Genomic DNA, 16,929 nt, shown 5'->3' on the forward strand with positions numbered 1-16,929 from the left:
CTCGCTGCTTTGTAAGTTGCTGGGTGCCAATCGGTGCCTTAGTGGAGGCTTGAGCCGTATGCAGTGAAAGTTGCACGTACGGTTCTTAGAGGGACGGCACTTGGTAACAAGTGTCGTCTACTCGACATAAATGAGTTAGCTATTCGGCTCACTCATCATTATCTCTTCTGTAGTTAGAGTGAATACCATTACCAAATATGGCTCTTATCACTCAATTTTTGTTCTAAATAATCAAGAGATACTTTCAATTTTGCTGGCATAAATGTGCATTAGGGTAGTCGATATTGTTCCAATATTAGATTAACTTGGCGGTGTGATGGGGGCTTTGTTTGTCGCTTTTAATTGTTATGTGTTATCAAAAGTTGGCGCAACGCTGACAGTAATACTTGTCATAACCGGTCAATTGCTGACGGGAGTTGTTTGGGATGCTATTAGTAATGGTGTAGAACTCACCCCTTTATTGGGTATTTTGTGTATCCTTATGGGAATATTGGTCACTAAGCGCGGACAAGACCAGAAAGCAAACATTAAAGGATAATAAGTTGAATAATCAGAAAGCACGCTGGGGAATTGCAGGACTGGGTAAAATTGCACATCGCTTTGTTTCAGATCTGACTATGCAAGTCGACAATGCTGAACTCTATGCTGTTGCGGCACGAGATAAACAGCGAGCTGATAGCTTTTCAAATCAATATGGTTGCCAAAGAAGTTATGGTTCCTACACAGAACTCGCAAACGACGCTAATGTAGATATTGTCTATATCGCGACTATTCACCCATTTCATAAAGGCTTGGTTGAATTATTTCTAAATAAAGGAAAGCATGTTCTTGTAGAGAAACCAGCATTCACTAACTTACAAGATTGGGATGCGATGTCGACGCTTGCTGAAGAAAAAGGGTTACTGTTAGCTGAAGCAATGAAAACAGTCGCATTTCCCGCTTATCAAGCAATGAAGCAGTTTATAAAAGAAAACAAGGTAGAAATTAACGCGATAGAAGCTTCATTTGGTAATTGGCATGAGTTCGATAGTGATTGGCACTTATTTAATCCAACGTTATGTGGCGGGGCGACTTTAGATGTCGGTGTATACGGTCTCTGGTTTTACGCTGATTTGTGTCGATTAACAAATACTCCTATAGAGAAACCCACTGTCGAGTACGTTAATGATAATAGCCAAAGCGAAGTCGATGAAAATGTTGTGTTTAAATTTGATGGCCAGATAAAAGGTGAAATTTGCGCATCGATCACGCGTGATCTCAAACGAGAAGCCATCATTCGAGGGCCTGAACTAGAAATCGTTATTCATAATAAATGGTGGAACCCAAAGACAATCGACATATCGTTTAAAGGTGAGCAAACACAAATTACAGCGGTTGTTAGCGGTGGTGGGTTTGAATACGAGATTGAGCATATATCTTCGCTAATTCTAAACAAGATCAATTATTCGGATGTGATGTGTAAAAAAACGAGTCGGCAAGTTATTTCTATTATGGAAGCGTCTCTCGTTGAGAATGGCTTTGACTATCTAGTTTGTTCGAAACCCTCAAGTAATTGATAATTTAAGGCATAATTATGAATATTGTTCCTCTCTTTGCTGCAATTCTATTTAGTGTTTTAGGCGTTTATATATGCTATGACTATCGGCGCTTTAATAAAAATGCGATTAAGACTCAAGGTAAAATAATTAGCTATGATGAATATTTTTCAAAAGATAATGATAATCTTAAAAGAAAGATGTATCGCCCTTATTTTGAAGTTACAGTTAATAAACAGACCTACAGTGTAAAATCAAAAACATCATTTCATTCTAAAGTCATACCTATTGGCCAATATACTGATGTGTTATACCAAAAAGGTGATGAAAAAAATGCTCGTATAGCAAATAGTAATGGCGTTGGTTTGGGCTTTTTATTTATAGGGCTATCTATTCCTGCTTATTATTTCGGCTTATTCCATGAATTGTAATTTTTATTTATGTTTAAAGGAAAATAAAGTAACTATTTTTTCGTTCAGTTGAAAAAACTTACCCTCGATGATAAATCAAACTGTGTATGGTTCATATATTATGATCGAACTGTCACATATATAAAATATGAAGAGAAGTAATGAGAACAACACTAAGAAATAAAATTATCGATGTGTGCAATAAGAAAATAGCCAGTAAAGGTGAAAATGTAGGTGTGTCTTTTTACGCTTTTTTCAAAAACAAAAATGACGATCCTGACTTGTTAATGGAAGCGACTAAGTGGTGGATTAAAACGCATCAACTCGATCATTTTGAAAAAGCATCCAAAATTAAAGATTTGGTCGAGAGGGGAAAATAATTATTATCACCGCCGTTTCTTTTATTACTAAAAGAGGCAATGTTGATGTTAAGTGGTAAGAAAGCAAAGTGCTTCCTCATGATAACGGTAGTTGGCAAATATGGAAATTAAACCAACCCGTTGTTAAATGATGTTTAGAAACGTCATTATGATAGCTGGTTATCTTTTCTACTGTTAGTGAATACACGATCAAACTGGCAAAGAGGCGCAACTTTTGTACTGGCTTTACGTTGCCATTTTGTATGATTGGCGACTAACCAGGTTTGTTGCGAATTGTCTAAAATGGCCTGACTCACTCTGCTTTCTCTTAGCTCATGTTCCATCGCAACAGCTTGCTTTTTCTCTGTCGAATAGCTGGTTTGAGGTGAAGCGTAAGGTAATTCACAGATACCCGCACAGCCAATAATACCGATGTCTGCTGCAAATTGACTAAAGTAATTGAGTACTGTGTCGTCGACAATATCACCACCGTTCGCTCTTATTTTACCACTGGGTATCCACGTTTCTATATTTTCGAACTTCGAGAGCGTATGCGCGGCTTGAAAATTATTCGTCACTACTCGTAATTCTCGGTGGTTGACTAATTGCTCAGCGATACAGGCAATGGTGGTTCCGATACCTAAAAATAATGTACACCCATTGGGAATGGCTTTAGCGACATTTCTTGCTATTTCTTGTTTTTCGTCTTTATTGGTGATTTGTCTGGCATCGTAACTTCGATTGCTCAATGTAACAGGAAGGCCAACGCCACCATGGTGACGCATAGCGATCCCTTGTTGGCAAAGTAAGTTAATGTCGCGTCTGATCGTCTGGGGCGTTATTTCAAACTGTTGCGCTAATTCTTCAATTGAACAATATTCTTGCTTATGTATTAACGTCATTATTTGTTGTTGACGGGTACTTAAATCATCCATGAAATATGTTGCCATCCTTTATTTGATTATTTTGCTGCTAGGTAACGGTGTGGCGTATCGGTGATCATCATATCAACTCCCCATAGCCTGTGCTCTTCAACAAGTTCCGGTTGGTTCGGGGTGTAACAGTAAAGCTGATAACCTAAGCATTTGACTGCTTTTGCCTTATCTTCTGTTAAATAACGATAATCACAATGAACACTAAAAGCGTCTAGCTCGCTTAAAACATCAGCGTGATTGTTTGGGATCGTTTCCCACAATTGACCTCTTCTTACGTGAGGAAGGTGTTGCTTTATGGTTAATAGTGCTGATTGGTCAAAACTAGAGAAAAGCATTAACTCAGGTTCAATATTTAGCTTATTAATCACTTCAGCAACTTTTTCACATAGCAAATGAATATCGTCTCCTGCGTGAATTTTTAATTCTATATTTAACGCGACCTTAGCTTCACTTGTTAGCTGTAATACTTCTTCTAATGTCGGTATGGTTTCATCACTAAAATCATCGCTAAACCAAGAGCCAGCATCTAGCTGTTTTAGTTCTATTTTTGACAAGTTTCTCACTTCCCCTTTGCCGTTACTGCAACGGTTTACTGTCTTGTCGTGTATCACCATAGGAACGTGATCAGCACTTAGTTGGACGTCAATTTCAATCCACTCACAGCCATAGTTAATCGCTTCTTTCATCGCTGCAAGGGTATTTTCAGGGGCTAAGCTAGAAAAACCACGGTGAGCTGTAATTTTCATTTTCTTTTCCATCTTCAGTTATTTTCAAATGAACTATCCATGTGTTTGATGAAAATTTTATTACATCTGCTTTGAAAGTCTTAATCTTATTTACTTCATGCAATTGTAACCGAGATGTCACTTTTTGCTTCTAATGTTCACTTGAAAATAAACGAGTGGTTGGAACACAAGAAGTGAACATCCGCTAAATCGTCAGCTTTTGTTAAAAATGGTTTCCAAGGAATAAAAATGGCTTTTAAACATATTGCAGGACTTGCCGTTGCAGCGGCGCTAATGAGTACACAAGTGCAAGCAAAGACCGAAATTGAATGGTGGCATGCTATGGGTGGGGCGTTAGGTACAAAGGTGAATGAAATTGCCGACAACTTTAATGCCAGCCAATCTGAATACGAGATCAAACCTGTTTATAAAGGTACTTATGCCGAAACGATGACAGGTGCAATTGCTGCATTTAGAGCGAAAGAGCAGCCTGCTATTGTACAAGTTTTCGAAGTGGGTACTGCCACTATGATGGGAGCTAAGAAAGCGATTTATCCTGTATATGAATTGATGGCGGATACCAAAGAACCTTTTAACAAAAACGATTATTTATCAGCCGTAACAGGTTATTACACAACTAACGATGGCAAAATGCTATCGATGCCATTTAATAGTTCAACCCCAGTGCTTTATTACAACAAAGAGATGTTTGCTAAAGCAGGGATTACTAACCCACCGAAAACATGGAAAGAAGTAGAAGAAGATTCTCGCAAGCTGATTGCTTCAGGTGCTAAATGTGGCTTCAGTACAACATGGCAGTCTTGGACGCAAATCGAAAACTTCGGTGCCAGAAACAATGTTGCAATGGCAACCAACAACAATGGCTTTGATGGTGTAGATACCACATTTACCTTTAACAATGCGCCTTTCGTTAAACACGTTGAGCAAATGGGTAAGTGGGCGAAAGAAGGTTTGTTCAAATATGGTGGACGTCAGTCTGATGGTATGCCGCTTTTCTATACGGGTGAGTGTGCAATGACAATGGGCTCATCTGCGGGTCTGGCTGGTATTCAAGAGAATATGAAAGGGATAGATGTCGGTGTTGCACAATTACCTTATGATGATGAATTAGTGACAAAACCACAAAATACCATTATTGGTGGTGCATCGTTATGGGTACTTCGTGGACACTCAAAAGAAGAATACAAAGGCGTTGCTAAGTTCTTTACCTACCTTTCAAGCCCAGCGGTGCAAGCTGATTGGCACCAATTCTCGGGCTACTTGCCAATCACAGAAAAAGCGTACGAACTCACCAAACAGCAAGGCTTTTACAAGACTCACCCTGGAACTGATGTTGCTGTTAAGCAAATGACATCGACAACACCTACGGTTAATTCAAAAGGCTTACGCTTCGGTAACTTCTTACAAACACGCGACATCATTAATGAAGAACTTGAAGCCGTATGGGCGGGTAAAATTTCGGCAAAAGAAGCATTAGATAATGCGAAAAGCCGAGGTGACGCGCAGCTTCGTCGCTTTGAAAGAACACAAAAATCATAATTTAAATATTTGATTAAGATTCATCCCCCGCTAATTTTGGCGGGGGATATACACCTTGCCTGTATTATTTTGGTATTTGTATGTCATCCCCTGTTGTATTTAAAAACAAATGGCTTCCGTTTTTCCTTATTGCGCCACAACTTCTGATCACGTTTGTGTTCTTTATTTGGCCAGCAGGACAAGCGATTTATCAATCATCTCTACTTGAAGATGCTTTTGGTATGAGCCAAGAATTTGTTGGTTTCGAAAACTTCATGAATCTGTTTCATGATCCTAATTATTTAGATGCTTTTTTTACGACGCTCCAGTTCAGTATTAGTGTTGCCGTATTAGCATTAGTTTGTGCGTTAATATTATCGGCATTAGCTGAGCAAATTATCCGTGGTTCATTAGCCTATCGAACATTTTTAATCTGGCCTTACGCTGTAGCACCGGCTGTTGCTGGTTCATTATGGCTATTTTTGTTTGACCCAACGATTGGTGTGTTTACCGATATGCTGCATTTCTTGGGCGTAGATTGGAACCCTAAACTCAATGGCAGCCATGCGATGTGGATGGTGATCATTACTTCGACTTGGAAGCAGATCAGTTATAACTTCCTGTTCTTCTTAGCGGCATTGCAATCTGTTCCTAAATCATTACACGAAGCAGCGGCCATCGATGGTAGTGGCCCGATTAAGCGTTTCTTAACGATCAGTTTCCCACTGATCTCCCCAACGAGCTTTTTCTTATTAGTCGTCAATTTTGTGTACGCCTTTTTTGATACCTTCGCGATCATTCATGCGATGACACAAGGCGGGCCAAGTAATAGCACTTCAACCTTGGTTTATAAGGTCTTTAATGATGGCTTCATCGGATTAGATTTAGGTGGCTCTGCGGCACAGTCGGTGATCCTAATGATATTGGTGGCTTTATTAACGGTTATTCAATTTAAGTATGTTGAAAAGAAGGTAGCGTACTAATGGTAGAAAGAAGACCTCTTTTTAATTTTTGTTGTCATCTTTTGCTGATACTTGGCGTGATTTCTATCGCGTTACCAGTATGGTTAGCAATCGTGGCAACGACACACGAGAATCATGATTTCGCGACTAGTACTCCGTTATGGTTTGGTGATCTTGGGTTCAGTATTTTTAAAGATTTACTGAGTGGGCATACGGCTTTTAGTGATAAGTCTTTATCCATAAATGGGCTATTACTTAACTCGTTTATTATGGCGCTATGTATCACTGTGGGTAAATTAACAATCTCTATTATGTCTGCTTATGCGGTGGTTTTCTTCCGTTTTCGTGGCAGGATGATTGCTTTTTGGTTGATCTTTTTCACCCTGATGTTGCCTGTTGAAGTGCGTATTATGCCGACGTTTGAGGTGATCAGTAATTTGGGGATGTTGAATTCATTTTCAGGCTTAACCATTCCATTAATTGCCAGTGCAACAGCGACGTTCTTATTTAGGCAGTTCTTTTTAACGATTCCCAATGAACTCGTTGAAGCCGCACGGATTGATGGTGCAGGTCCCATAAAATTCTTTTTCGATATTTTATTACCATTATCACGCACCAATATCGCAGCTTTATTTGTGATCACTTTTATCTACGGTTGGAACCAATATTTATGGCCGTTATTGATCACGACGGATACCCATTATTTCACTATCGTCATGGCGATCAAGCAAATGACGGGCGTGGTTGATGGCGTCATTGAATGGAACAAAATTATGGCAACCACGATTATCGCAATGCTACCACCAGTCATTGTTGTTATAGCAATGCAAAAAGCCTTTGTTAAAGGCCTAGTTGATTCGGAGAAATAAATGTCTACTTTAACGCTTAATAAAATTGCGAAATCTTACCCTAATGGTTTTAAGGCAATTCATGAACTGAACCTTGATATTTCAGACGGTGAAATGGTGGTATTAGTTGGTCCAAGTGGTTGTGGTAAATCAACATTGCTTCGAATGATTGCAGGGCTTGAAGAAATATCATCAGGTGATTTAAGCATAGATACGACACGGGTCAATGATCTCGAACCAGGTGAGCGTGATATTGCGATGGTTTTTCAAAACTATGCCTTATATCCGCACATGACAGTATTTAATAATATGGCTTATGGGTTACGTAACCGTAAAACGCCAAAACACGAGATTGAACGATTAGTCAATGAAGCGGCGACCATGTTAGAGCTTGATCATTTATTGGATCGCAAGCCTAATCAATTATCGGGAGGCCAACGTCAGCGCGTCGCTATGGGGCGAGCTATTGTAAGGCATCCTAAAGTGTTCTTGTTTGATGAGCCATTATCAAATCTCGACGCTAAGTTACGTGTTCAAATGCGCCTTGAAATCAAAAAGCTACAACGTCGCCTTGGGACGACATCAGTATATGTTACGCATGATCAGGTAGAAGCAATGACACTGGCTGATAAGTTAGTGGTGTTGAACAAAGGTAACGTCGAGCAAGTGGGGACACCGATAGAAATTTATGACAACCCAGCCTCCTTGTTCGTTGCGACATTTATTGGCTCTCCCTCAATGAACATTCTTGATGCGAATATGACGTCTCAAGGTATTGAGCTAAATGGCCGTGTAAAATCACTATCAGCAAATTCTTTAGAGCAAAAGAAAGTGAAGCTTGGGCTGCGTCCAGAACATCTACAAATCGATAATGAGCAGCCTTGGTTTAACGTTGAAGTCGAGTTTATTGAAGCATTAGGAGCTGACTTATTGCTTTATTGTCAGACACAAGAGGCGCAATCGCAACAGCTCGTTTTACGAGTAGAAGGGCATAGCCCAATTAAAATGGGCGATAGCTTAGGTGTGAATATCAAACCTGAAAATATCCATTTATTTGATTGTGACACTTCAAAGCGCATACCTTATGATCACTTCAAACAAAATGAAGAAGTGATTCTTGGAGTGGTGAATGGTTGAGTCATTGGACAACGTAGATGTTCATCAGTTGAAAAAGCTGAAATGGTTACTGACAGATGTCGATGATACGTTAACTTGGGAAGGTAAATTACCTCCAGAAACGTTACAGGCATTAGGTAAGCTTGAAGCCGTTGGTGTTAACGTTATTGCTGTAACGGGCGCATGTGCAGGCTGGTGCGATCAAATGGCAAAGTTATGGCCTTTACATGGTGTTATTGGCGAAAATGGCGCGTTTTGGATGCGTAAAGATCAGCAAGGTTTTACGACACACTATATTCGTAACGCTGAGATGATGAAAAGAGAACAACAAGTACTGAGCCATGCTATTGAGAGTCTGTTACTGGATTATCCAGATGTAAGTTTGAGCCTTGATCAGCCTTTTCGATTTTGTGATGTTGCCGTCAATATTGCACAAGATAGACTGCCGTTACCTTCGGATGTAACAAAAAACATTCTTGAAAAGATAAAGCATCTTGATATTGAAGGGCAGAGAGTTCATGCAACACAAAGCTCAATTCACATTAATGCTTGGGTCGGTGATCATAGTAAACAGCAAACGAGTGAAGCTTACTTAACGCAATTTGCACCAGATGAAAAACGTGATCTAACTGAAGTCAGTTATGTCGGCGATTCTTTAAATGATGAAGGTATGTTTGCATGGCTGCCATTAACGTTTGGGGTTAATAATATCCGCGCATTATTACCTAAGTTAATTCATCATCCCCAATTTATTACGACAGAAAATGGGGGATATGGGTTTGCCGAATTAGCGGAAAAGATAGTTAAGGCAAAACAAACCCATTAATTAAAAAAGCACTCAATTGAGTGCTTTTTATTAGCGATTTCTTTTTTTATAACTGAATACACTGAAATCGTGTTTTTACTTGTTATTAATGATGCTAACTGACGTCGCAGAATAGCCGATAACCCAAAGCATTAAGATAAATTTCATGCTAATTTCTTCGCGTTAATATTTTCTTTATCGTCATTGGAGCAAACATTGAAAATTGAAGTATCTGTTCAACCCTCTGAGCATCAATTACAAGTGATAAGTGATGGTATCAGCGCTTTTAACGCAACGTATTTACCGAGTGATGGAGAGTTTGAATCAGGTTTACGTTTTGCGATTATGGCGCAGAATGATCAAGGTGAATATGTCGGTGGGCTGCAAGCAAGTGTGGTGTGGAGTTATTGCGTATTGGAGTTACTTTGGCTTTCTGAAGAAACGCGTGGGCATGGTGTAGGCTCTCAACTTATTGAACAATTAGTGGCGTTCGCGAAAGAAAAACAATTAACACAAATACGTACTGAGACGTTAGATTTTCAAGCAAAACCGTTTTATGAAAAGCTGGGATTTAAAGTCTATGGCGAAATTGATGATTCGCCCAAAGGGCATAAAACGTACTTTTTGGTAAAAGTGTTATAACAAAATTACATACCAGTAGTTTAATTTGCTGAGTGGTACTTTTTAATAAATAAGTCATGATAATAAGAGGCAAAAATGGATTTATCCTCAAATTTTAGAATGTTGGCAATATACAATCAGCGGATGAATAATCAGCTTTTAAATGCATGTAAACAGCTTACAGATGAACAACTGTTTCAAAATACCAATGCATTTTTTCCAACTGTAATGGCGCATTGGAATCATATTCTGTTTGGCGACTTAATTATGCTGCGACGTTTAATTGCTAATAATATTGTTGAGGTTAATTCGGAAATCCTAGAGCAGTTACCGGTAGCAAAAAGGATTAATGAAACATTTGTAACAACAATGGACGAACTATCACAATTACGTTCGTTAGTTGATGCTGTGTATATTGATATAACAAAGGGATTTACCGTAGCAACCTGTAATGAAGTTGTGAGATATACAACAACAGATGGTCAGCTCATTGAACGTTATGTTGGTGAGTTTTGTCAGCATATTTTTAATCACCAAACGCATCATCGCGGTCAAATGACCTGTATCTTGAGTCAGTTTGGTGTTGATTTCGGTTGTACAGATTTACCCATAATTGTGCCAGAAGGGGCCCGTTGCTAGATGTATTTTCGGGAAGAGTAGATTCATAACGCTATAATTGAGCTAATCTCTTTGTTAACACTTGTTGCTTATATTTAAATGAGGCTTATCGATGAAAAAGTACTGGCTAATTATATTTGTTTGTTTGTCGTTCCCGTCTTTTGCAGCCAAAAAAGTATTAGATTGCGATAACCCACGTAACACGTTGGAAATTAATGATTGTGCCTCGTTAACGCTAGCCTCTGCACAAGATGAATTGTCCAAATATTTAGCTGCTAGCGTTGAGCACAATAAAAAAGATCCCGAGTTAGTGAAGGCGATAGAGCAAGCGCAAAAAGATTGGGAAGTGTATATGAAAGCGCAATGTAATGCGGTTTACACCCAATGGCGTGAGGGAACTATTCGTAATGTCATGGCATTGGATTGTAAAACTCAATTAACCAAAGAAAGAACCCATGATATTTGGATGCATTTTTTAACATATATGGATAGTACACCACCTGTTTTACCTGAGCCTTCAACCTATTTTAAAAAGTGATTTTTTGATGTATTAGAGAGTGGGATGTTTGCAAGTAACTGTTATTAATGCATATTACTCTCAATAAAAAATCCCAGCTAACACGCTGTAATTGAATTAATAAAAGCTCTGTTTACGGCTATGTATTCAGAGCTTTATTTTTTATGTCTTTCATTAAGGACTAAAACAAGCGGCGTTTTAATCCTGTTCTTTCTAATATTCTGGTTGAGATCTCTTCGACGGACATGCTGGATGTATTGATATAGGGGATCGCTTCTCTGCGAAATAAACTCTCTACACTGAACAGTTCAGACTCACATTGGCTTTCACTGGCATAATCACTATTAGCGAGACGGTTGTTGCGGATTTCTGTCAATCTTTCTGGATCTATAGTTAAGCCAAAAAGCTTATGTCTATGTATTTCAAATTCAGGCAGTAAACGAAGTTTGGCAAGATCTTCGGCAATAAATGGGTAGTTCACCACTCTTAAACCAAATTGCATTGCCATATAAAGGCTGGTGGGCGTTTTCCCACTGCGTGATACGCCAAGTAATATCAAATCAGCTTCCTCTAAACCACGAAGAGAAATACCGTCATCGTGGGAAAGGGTGTATTCGATAGCCGCTATTCGATCAAAATAACCGTCTTGATCCTTACCAACACTGTGTGAGCGTTGCAATTGTGGCTTGGGCTCTAGCTGTAGATCGTCGGCAACAAAATTAACCATGGTTTGTAATACATCGTAGAACAGTGCATTGGCTGACAATAGCTGTTGTTTAATTTCAGGTACGACCATAGAGAAGAAAACTAAAGGCTTTTCTCCCGTCGCTAAAAAAGATCGCTCTATCTCTTTTACCACTTCAGCGACCTTGTGCCCATTTTCAGTAAAAGGAAAAGTCTGCTCATTGACTTTTAATGGAAACTGCGCCAGGACAGCATGACCAACGGTTTGACATGTTATGGCAGTTCCATCAGAAATGTAGAACACGTCACGAGTTTCAATTTTGTGATGCATAATAAGTTCAAATAAGGATTTATTTTTGAGATAAGATGTGAATAAAGTATAGAAAAGTCGTCGTACGTTCTGTAACTAATGCCACAACCTGACGAAAAAGTGGTTTTTTTTACGCAGCAACGCAAACGATTGCTTTTAATTGGTAGCTGAATTATTTCGGAGATACACATGCAAAAGTACACCCTTTGGTTCAACACTTTATCAATGAATGATGTGAACCAAGTTGGCGGAAAAAATGCCTCGCTTGGTGAAATGGTATCAAACCTTTCAAATGCGGGAGTGTCTGTTCCTAACGGATTCGCGACTACCTCTTACGCATTCCATGAGTTTTTAGAGTATGAAGGGCTAAATAATCGTATTTACGATTTACTTGGCGCTCTTGATGTTAATGATGTTGAAGCACTTCAGCGCACTGGGGCGACAATCCGTAACTGGATTTTAGCTGCGCCATTTCCTGTTGAATTAGAACAGAGCATCCGTCGTGATTACCTTGAATTGATTGATGGTAACCAAGCACTTTCCGTTGCGGTTCGATCGTCTGCAACCGCTGAAGATTTACCTGATGCTTCCTTTGCGGGTCAACAAGAAACATTTCTTAATGTAAAAGGTGTTGATGCCGTTTTAGAGGCAACGAAACACGTTTATGCCTCGCTATTTAATGATCGCGCCATTTCTTATCGCGTTCACCAAGGTTTTGATCATAAGGGTATTGCACTGTCTGCAGGTATTCAGCGCATGGTGCGCTCTGATAAAGCAGCGTCAGGGGTGATGTTTACGCTTGATACTGAATCAGGCTTTGATCAAGTGGTGTTTATTACCTCTTCTTGGGGTTTAGGTGAAATGGTGGTTCAGGGTGCAGTTAACCCTGATGAATTTTATGTCCATAAACCAATGTTAGAAGCTGGGCATGCACCAATAGTAAGAAAGAACTTTGGTTCAAAACTCATCAAGATGATCTACTCTGATAATCAAGAAATTGGTAAACAAGTAGACATTGTTGATACCACAGATGAAGAACAATATCAGTTCTCGATTAATGATGAAGAGATTAAAGAGCTTGCTAAACAAGCAATGATCATTGAAAAGCACTATCAACGTCCGATGGACATTGAATGGGCGAAAGATGGTATTGATGGCAAGCTGTACATTGTTCAAGCACGCCCAGAAACAGTGTGTTCGCAAGGATCTCAAAATGTAATTGAGCGTTATGAGCTGAATAATAAAGCGGATGTGTTGGTAGAAGGTCGCGCGATTGGACAACGTATTGGCAGCGGTAAAGTACGCTTGGTTGATTCGCTTGATCAAATGTCACTGGTACAAGAAGGGGATGTACTCGTCACAGATATGACAGATCCTGACTGGGAACCTGTGATGAAACGTGCTTCTGCGATTATTACTAACCGTGGCGGTCGTACTTGCCATGCTGCCATTATTGCCCGTGAATTGGGTATCCCTGCGATTGTGGGTTGTGGTAACGCTACAGAAATATTAATAGATGGTGCTGTTATTACCGCTTCATGTGCAGAAGGTGAAACAGGTTATGTTTACCAAGGCGAATTGAACTATGAAGTTCGACGCTCTGAGGTAGATGAATTACCAATATTACCAACTAAAGTGATGATGAACGTCGGTAATCCAGAGCGTGCGTTTGATTTTGCACAATTACCGAATGAAGGCGTAGGTTTAGCGCGTTTAGAATTTATCATCAATAAAATGATTGGTATTCACCCGAAAACATTATTGAACTTTGATGCACAAAGTGACGAGTTAAAAGCGCAAATTCGAGAGAAAATTAAGGGCTATAACGATCCTATTGATTTTTATGTTAGCAAGTTAACCGAAGGCATTTCTACCATTGCTGCAGCGTTCTGGCCTAAGCGTGTGATTGTTCGTATGTCTGATTTCAAATCGAATGAGTACAGTAACTTAATTGGTGGTAAAGAATTTGAACCCCATGAAGAAAACCCTATGTTGGGTTTCCGTGGTGCTTCTCGTTATATATCACCGGTATTTGAAGATTGCTTTGAACTTGAAACACAAGCGATGAAACGTGTTCGTAATGAAATGGGGTTAAAGAACGTTGAAATTATGATCCCGTTTGTACGTACGCCGAGTGAAGCTGCATCTGTGATTGAGTTACTGGCGAAAAACGATTTACGCCGAGGCGATCAAGGTTTGAAAGTGATCATGATGTGTGAACTGCCATCAAATGCCGTATTAGCGGATGATTTCTTAAAGTACTTTGACGGTTTCTCCATTGGTTCAAATGACATGACTCAGTTAACGCTAGGTTTGGATCGTGATTCTGGTGATGTTGCGCATCTCTTTGATGAGCGTAACCCTGCGGTTAAAGCTATGCTGAAAATGGCGATTGATGCAGCAACGAAAGCGGGCAAGTACGTCGGTATTTGTGGTCAAGGACCATCAGATCATGATGATTTAGCAAAATGGTTAATGGAGCAAGGTATTAGTTCTGTTTCACTAAACCCGGATACTGTGATCAATACTTGGTTAAAGCTAGGTGATGTAAATAAAAATCATTAGCAGACAGGTTAGGTTTAGTTGCTAAAGGTAAAATTAAGCTCTGATTAATGATCAGAGCTTTTTTATAGCAGATTGAAAATTAAGTGTCGTACACCTAAGTTAGGAGGACATATGGTTGTTGTAGAGCGATTTTCTTTTGCACATGAAGCGCATATAGCGAAAGCCAATCTAGAAAGTGCCGGTATTCACTGTTGCCTTGCTGACGAATTTACGGTCAATACGCAATGGCTTTATTCTAATGCAATGGGGGGAGTGCGTTTGTTGGTAGAAGAAAAAGATATAGAGTCAGCGAGAGTGCTACTTGAAAGTGATTTTTCTGATGCGTTAGAAGAACAAATACCACCTTATGATAACGAGCATGAACATTGTGCTTATTGCGGTAGTCATGATGTAGTGACTTATACGAAAGGTAAGCGCCCAGCATTTTTAATGTTTATTGTGCTAGGTTTCCCTTTGTTTACATATCAACATGGTTATAAATGTAACCAGTGTGGTAAATTTAGTGAGGAGTTGTAAAATTTTAAAGTATTAGCTTAATGCTATTACTTATCCGCACGCTGTTACAAAAGAATGTTTAACGGGATACGATAACGGAACGTTAATCTAGATACTTCAGTTTACTAAATGTTTATTTGATTACATAACGACTTTTCTATGTCTGTCATTTATCACCCTTTTTTCTAGTACGTAACCTTGAACTTTTAAAAATGATCACGTTTTTTAAAAGTAGTTGATTATTCAATTAAATAGCGCGTTATATCTGTTTGAAGAGGATTGTAGTTTGATATATGATTTCCTCATTATTTATCTAGCTAAATTTCCTGAATTGATAATTAATAATTGATGGTTCGCACACCCATCGACATAAAGACCGCTCCTTGTGAGCGGTTTTTCTGTTTATGGTCATTTAACGCTAATTTTTTTAATTAAATAAGATTAGAAACATGAGTAATAAAGACGACTATCATTCATATTTACTTTATTAATTTACCGATTTAAGTGCTAACGGTAATGTTTGTTTTAATTCATCCAGCCACTGATAACGGTTTTTATACAGCTTGCGTTTATTACGATTGAGTGTGCTCAAGTCTTTTCGCTCTGGTAATAAAGGTAATTTATAGGTTACGTTACTTTCTTTAACACCCTGATATTCTTGCCAGATCTGGTCATAGTCACAGCTAACCGCATGACGTTTTGAACCGATATAACGGAGTGCTTGATAAATGTGACCTTTATTACTGACAGCGGTAATGTTTTTTAATTGATAAGCATCAGCAAAAATGAGAGCTAATTCCACCATTAATGCCTTAGGACGTAAGCCATATAGTCCTTTTGTTAACTCTTTGATGAGTTCTTGACGGTTCTCAATATCACTGTCTGGGCCTTGTAAAGCACCAATATGTAAATGGCTTTGATCTTGATTAACGGTAAAACTAATACAATATAATTGCTTGTTGTTACTATCTGTGAGCGTGAGACCCAGTGATCCTTCTCTTGAGTAACCAGCATCAAGATAGATATTGTATACGTTGTCATTTTTATCTGTTATTTGAGATAACTTAAGACCTTCATGCTGGTATATATTTAAAAGTTTTGAAGAAAAGTTGTTCAGCATAAATTGAAGATGTTTTTTCAACATCTGCATTCTTTGTTTTTTATCCCATGCCACACAGCCATATGGCTTAAGTGGTTTTTCAATAAATGACGGATATACCGTGATTAATTGTTGAAGTAATGGGTTATCGAAGTAGCCCATGACTTCATCAGTAACTTTGGGTGAGAAAACGCACCAGCAATAGAGACGAAATTTTTTTCTTATTTTATCCATTCCTGTGATGTTTGGATAAAGCATGTTGGATAAAAATGATCCACGCTTAAATACCGTGTTTGATGTGATGGCTAAATGAGACATTTTGATAAACCTTGTAGATATTTATATTTTTAATTATGGATATTTTTCTATTAATAAGACTTAAATATAAATTACAAATTAAACAGTGTTTGTTTAATAAAGGCTGAACGGAATGTTAATATTTGAAATCTAGTATTTTCATTGTTAATCATATTCAACATTATTGAGGTTTTATTCATTTATAAAAACAATAGCGTTGTTTTTATAGCTTTTTATGAAAAAAGTGTTTCTACCTGTAACATGTGGCGGGTGTTATAAAGTAGATTAATGTTTATTCACTACCAATGAAAAGTTAATTAATGGCTGTTTTTTAGTTAAAGTTTGTCTGTTATTTAACGCGTATATTAATATGTTTGCAAAGTTCAGCCACCTGAAACTTAATTGTTTGAATTCGAAATGAGTGATGAAGAGAGAGCTATACATTCATCCTGCTTGTAATATATGTGTAGGTAAATCATGACAGCACGA

At 38.5% G+C, this 16,929-nt stretch carries 18 protein-coding genes; 14 read left to right on the forward strand and 4 right to left on the reverse strand.

Features of this window, described 5'->3' with window-relative positions; translation table 11 throughout:
• Positions 1-316: 316 nt before the first annotated feature.
• From C9J40_RS13740 to C9J40_RS13755, 4 genes are all read left to right on the forward strand, one after another.
• Complete coding sequence (locus C9J40_RS13740; RefSeq protein WP_233220324.1) at positions 317-538, forward strand: DMT family transporter; 222 nt, start codon at positions 317-319, stop codon at positions 536-538.
• Positions 539-542: 4 nt separating this feature from the next.
• Positions 543-1,556: a Gfo/Idh/MocA family protein gene (locus tag C9J40_RS13745; protein WP_107206807.1), complete on the forward strand. Its 1,014-nt coding sequence runs from the start codon at positions 543-545 to the stop codon at positions 1,554-1,556.
• A gap of 17 nt (positions 1,557-1,573) precedes the next feature.
• Entirely contained in the window at positions 1,574-1,966 is a 393-nt protein-coding gene (locus tag C9J40_RS13750) for a DUF3592 domain-containing protein (protein ID WP_107206808.1), read from the forward strand.
• Between the two features lie 140 nt (positions 1,967-2,106).
• A complete protein-coding gene (locus C9J40_RS13755; RefSeq protein WP_107206809.1) occupies positions 2,107-2,325 on the forward strand; it encodes a DUF6500 family protein in 219 nt (72 codons plus the stop codon).
• A 146-nt stretch (positions 2,326-2,471) separates the two neighbouring features.
• Here the strand turns inward: C9J40_RS13755 and C9J40_RS13760 are convergent, their stop codons facing one another.
• Entirely contained in the window at positions 2,472-3,239 is a 768-nt protein-coding gene (locus C9J40_RS13760) for a DeoR/GlpR family DNA-binding transcription regulator (RefSeq protein ID WP_107206810.1), read from the reverse strand.
• A 26-nt stretch (positions 3,240-3,265) separates the two neighbouring features.
• Complete coding sequence (locus tag C9J40_RS13765) at positions 3,266-3,985, reverse strand: glycerophosphoryl diester phosphodiesterase (protein ID WP_107247232.1); 720 nt, start codon at positions 3,983-3,985, stop codon at positions 3,266-3,268.
• A 228-nt stretch (positions 3,986-4,213) separates the two neighbouring features.
• Between C9J40_RS13765 and ugpB the strand changes: the two genes are divergently transcribed.
• The 8 genes from ugpB to C9J40_RS13805 all read left to right on the forward strand — a co-directional run bounded on the left by ugpB (position 4,214) and on the right by C9J40_RS13805 (position 11,011).
• Entirely contained in the window at positions 4,214-5,524 is a 1,311-nt protein-coding gene (gene ugpB / locus C9J40_RS13770; RefSeq protein ID WP_107206812.1) for a sn-glycerol-3-phosphate ABC transporter substrate-binding protein UgpB, read from the forward strand.
• Positions 5,525-5,604: 80 nt separating this feature from the next.
• Positions 5,605-6,486, forward strand: a complete 882-nt coding sequence (gene ugpA / locus C9J40_RS13775) for a sn-glycerol-3-phosphate ABC transporter permease UgpA (RefSeq protein ID WP_005364408.1) — start codon at positions 5,605-5,607, stop codon at positions 6,484-6,486.
• Complete coding sequence (ugpE, locus tag C9J40_RS13780) at positions 6,486-7,334, forward strand: sn-glycerol-3-phosphate ABC transporter permease UgpE (RefSeq protein WP_107247233.1); 849 nt, start codon at positions 6,486-6,488, stop codon at positions 7,332-7,334. Before ugpA ends, ugpE begins: the two co-directional genes overlap by 1 nt.
• On the forward strand, positions 7,335-8,450 hold the full coding sequence (locus tag C9J40_RS13785) for a sn-glycerol-3-phosphate import ATP-binding protein UgpC (RefSeq protein WP_107247234.1): 1,116 nt from the start codon (positions 7,335-7,337) through the stop codon (positions 8,448-8,450).
• Entirely contained in the window at positions 8,443-9,255 is an 813-nt protein-coding gene (locus C9J40_RS13790) for an HAD-IIB family hydrolase (RefSeq protein ID WP_107247235.1), read from the forward strand. Before C9J40_RS13785 ends, C9J40_RS13790 begins: the two co-directional genes overlap by 8 nt.
• Before the next feature lie 195 nt (positions 9,256-9,450).
• On the forward strand, positions 9,451-9,876 hold the full coding sequence (locus tag C9J40_RS13795) for a GNAT family N-acetyltransferase (RefSeq protein ID WP_107247236.1): 426 nt from the start codon (positions 9,451-9,453) through the stop codon (positions 9,874-9,876).
• 75 nt (positions 9,877-9,951) lie between these two features.
• A complete protein-coding gene (locus C9J40_RS13800) occupies positions 9,952-10,494 on the forward strand; it encodes a DinB family protein (RefSeq protein ID WP_107247237.1) in 543 nt (180 codons plus the stop codon).
• A gap of 91 nt (positions 10,495-10,585) precedes the next feature.
• Positions 10,586-11,011 (forward strand): lysozyme inhibitor LprI family protein, encoded by a 426-nt coding sequence (locus tag C9J40_RS13805; RefSeq protein ID WP_107206819.1) that lies wholly within the window; start codon positions 10,586-10,588, stop codon positions 11,009-11,011.
• 160 nt (positions 11,012-11,171) lie between these two features.
• On the opposite strand, the gene C9J40_RS13810 is transcribed toward C9J40_RS13805, so the two are convergent.
• On the reverse strand, positions 11,172-12,005 hold the full coding sequence (locus C9J40_RS13810) for a pyruvate, water dikinase regulatory protein (protein ID WP_107206820.1): 834 nt from the start codon (positions 12,003-12,005) through the stop codon (positions 11,172-11,174).
• A 168-nt stretch (positions 12,006-12,173) separates the two neighbouring features.
• On the opposite strand from C9J40_RS13810, the gene ppsA reads away from it, so the two are divergent.
• Complete coding sequence (ppsA, locus tag C9J40_RS13815) at positions 12,174-14,549, forward strand: phosphoenolpyruvate synthase (RefSeq protein WP_107247238.1); 2,376 nt, start codon at positions 12,174-12,176, stop codon at positions 14,547-14,549.
• A 111-nt stretch (positions 14,550-14,660) separates the two neighbouring features.
• Positions 14,661-15,065: a DUF2007 domain-containing protein gene (locus C9J40_RS13820; protein WP_107206822.1), complete on the forward strand. Its 405-nt coding sequence runs from the start codon at positions 14,661-14,663 to the stop codon at positions 15,063-15,065.
• Between the two features lie 466 nt (positions 15,066-15,531).
• Here the strand turns inward: C9J40_RS13820 and C9J40_RS13825 are convergent, their stop codons facing one another.
• Positions 15,532-16,461, reverse strand: a complete 930-nt coding sequence (locus tag C9J40_RS13825) for a VirK/YbjX family protein (protein WP_107247239.1) — start codon at positions 16,459-16,461, stop codon at positions 15,532-15,534.
• Positions 16,462-16,929: the final 468 nt, after the last annotated feature.

Source organism: Photobacterium sp. GB-72, from assembly GCF_003026095.1.
Classification (GTDB): domain Bacteria; phylum Pseudomonadota; class Gammaproteobacteria; order Enterobacterales; family Vibrionaceae; genus Photobacterium.

What these genes read in the sequence shown, in the direction of transcription:
- C9J40_RS13755 (WP_107206809.1), top strand. Translation starts at nt 2,107, where the DNA reads ATGAGAACAACACTAAGAAATAAAATTATCGATGTGTGCAATAAGAAA.
- C9J40_RS13750 (WP_107206808.1), top strand. Translation starts at nt 1,574, where the DNA reads ATGAATATTGTTCCTCTCTTTGCTGCAATTCTATTTAGTGTTTTAGGC.
- ppsA (WP_107247238.1), top strand. Translation starts at nt 12,174, where the DNA reads ATGCAAAAGTACACCCTTTGGTTCAACACTTTATCAATGAATGATGTG.
- C9J40_RS13810 (WP_107206820.1), bottom strand. Translation starts at nt 12,005, where the DNA reads ATGCATCACAAAATTGAAACTCGTGACGTGTTCTACATTTCTGATGGA.
- C9J40_RS13760 (WP_107206810.1), bottom strand. Translation starts at nt 3,239, where the DNA reads ATGGATGATTTAAGTACCCGTCAACAACAAATAATGACGTTAATACAT.
- C9J40_RS13765 (WP_107247232.1), bottom strand. Translation starts at nt 3,985, where the DNA reads ATGAAAATTACAGCTCACCGTGGTTTTTCTAGCTTAGCCCCTGAAAAT.
- C9J40_RS13790 (WP_107247235.1), top strand. Translation starts at nt 8,443, where the DNA reads ATGGTTGAGTCATTGGACAACGTAGATGTTCATCAGTTGAAAAAGCTG.
- C9J40_RS13785 (WP_107247234.1), top strand. Translation starts at nt 7,335, where the DNA reads ATGTCTACTTTAACGCTTAATAAAATTGCGAAATCTTACCCTAATGGT.
- C9J40_RS13800 (WP_107247237.1), top strand. Translation starts at nt 9,952, where the DNA reads ATGGATTTATCCTCAAATTTTAGAATGTTGGCAATATACAATCAGCGG.
- ugpE (WP_107247233.1), top strand. Translation starts at nt 6,486, where the DNA reads ATGGTAGAAAGAAGACCTCTTTTTAATTTTTGTTGTCATCTTTTGCTG.
- C9J40_RS13805 (WP_107206819.1), top strand. Translation starts at nt 10,586, where the DNA reads ATGAAAAAGTACTGGCTAATTATATTTGTTTGTTTGTCGTTCCCGTCT.
- C9J40_RS13825 (WP_107247239.1), bottom strand. Translation starts at nt 16,461, where the DNA reads ATGTCTCATTTAGCCATCACATCAAACACGGTATTTAAGCGTGGATCA.
- ugpA (WP_005364408.1), top strand. Translation starts at nt 5,605, where the DNA reads ATGTCATCCCCTGTTGTATTTAAAAACAAATGGCTTCCGTTTTTCCTT.
- ugpB (WP_107206812.1), top strand. Translation starts at nt 4,214, where the DNA reads ATGGCTTTTAAACATATTGCAGGACTTGCCGTTGCAGCGGCGCTAATG.
- C9J40_RS13740 (WP_233220324.1), top strand. Translation starts at nt 317, where the DNA reads ATGGGGGCTTTGTTTGTCGCTTTTAATTGTTATGTGTTATCAAAAGTT.
- C9J40_RS13820 (WP_107206822.1), top strand. Translation starts at nt 14,661, where the DNA reads ATGGTTGTTGTAGAGCGATTTTCTTTTGCACATGAAGCGCATATAGCG.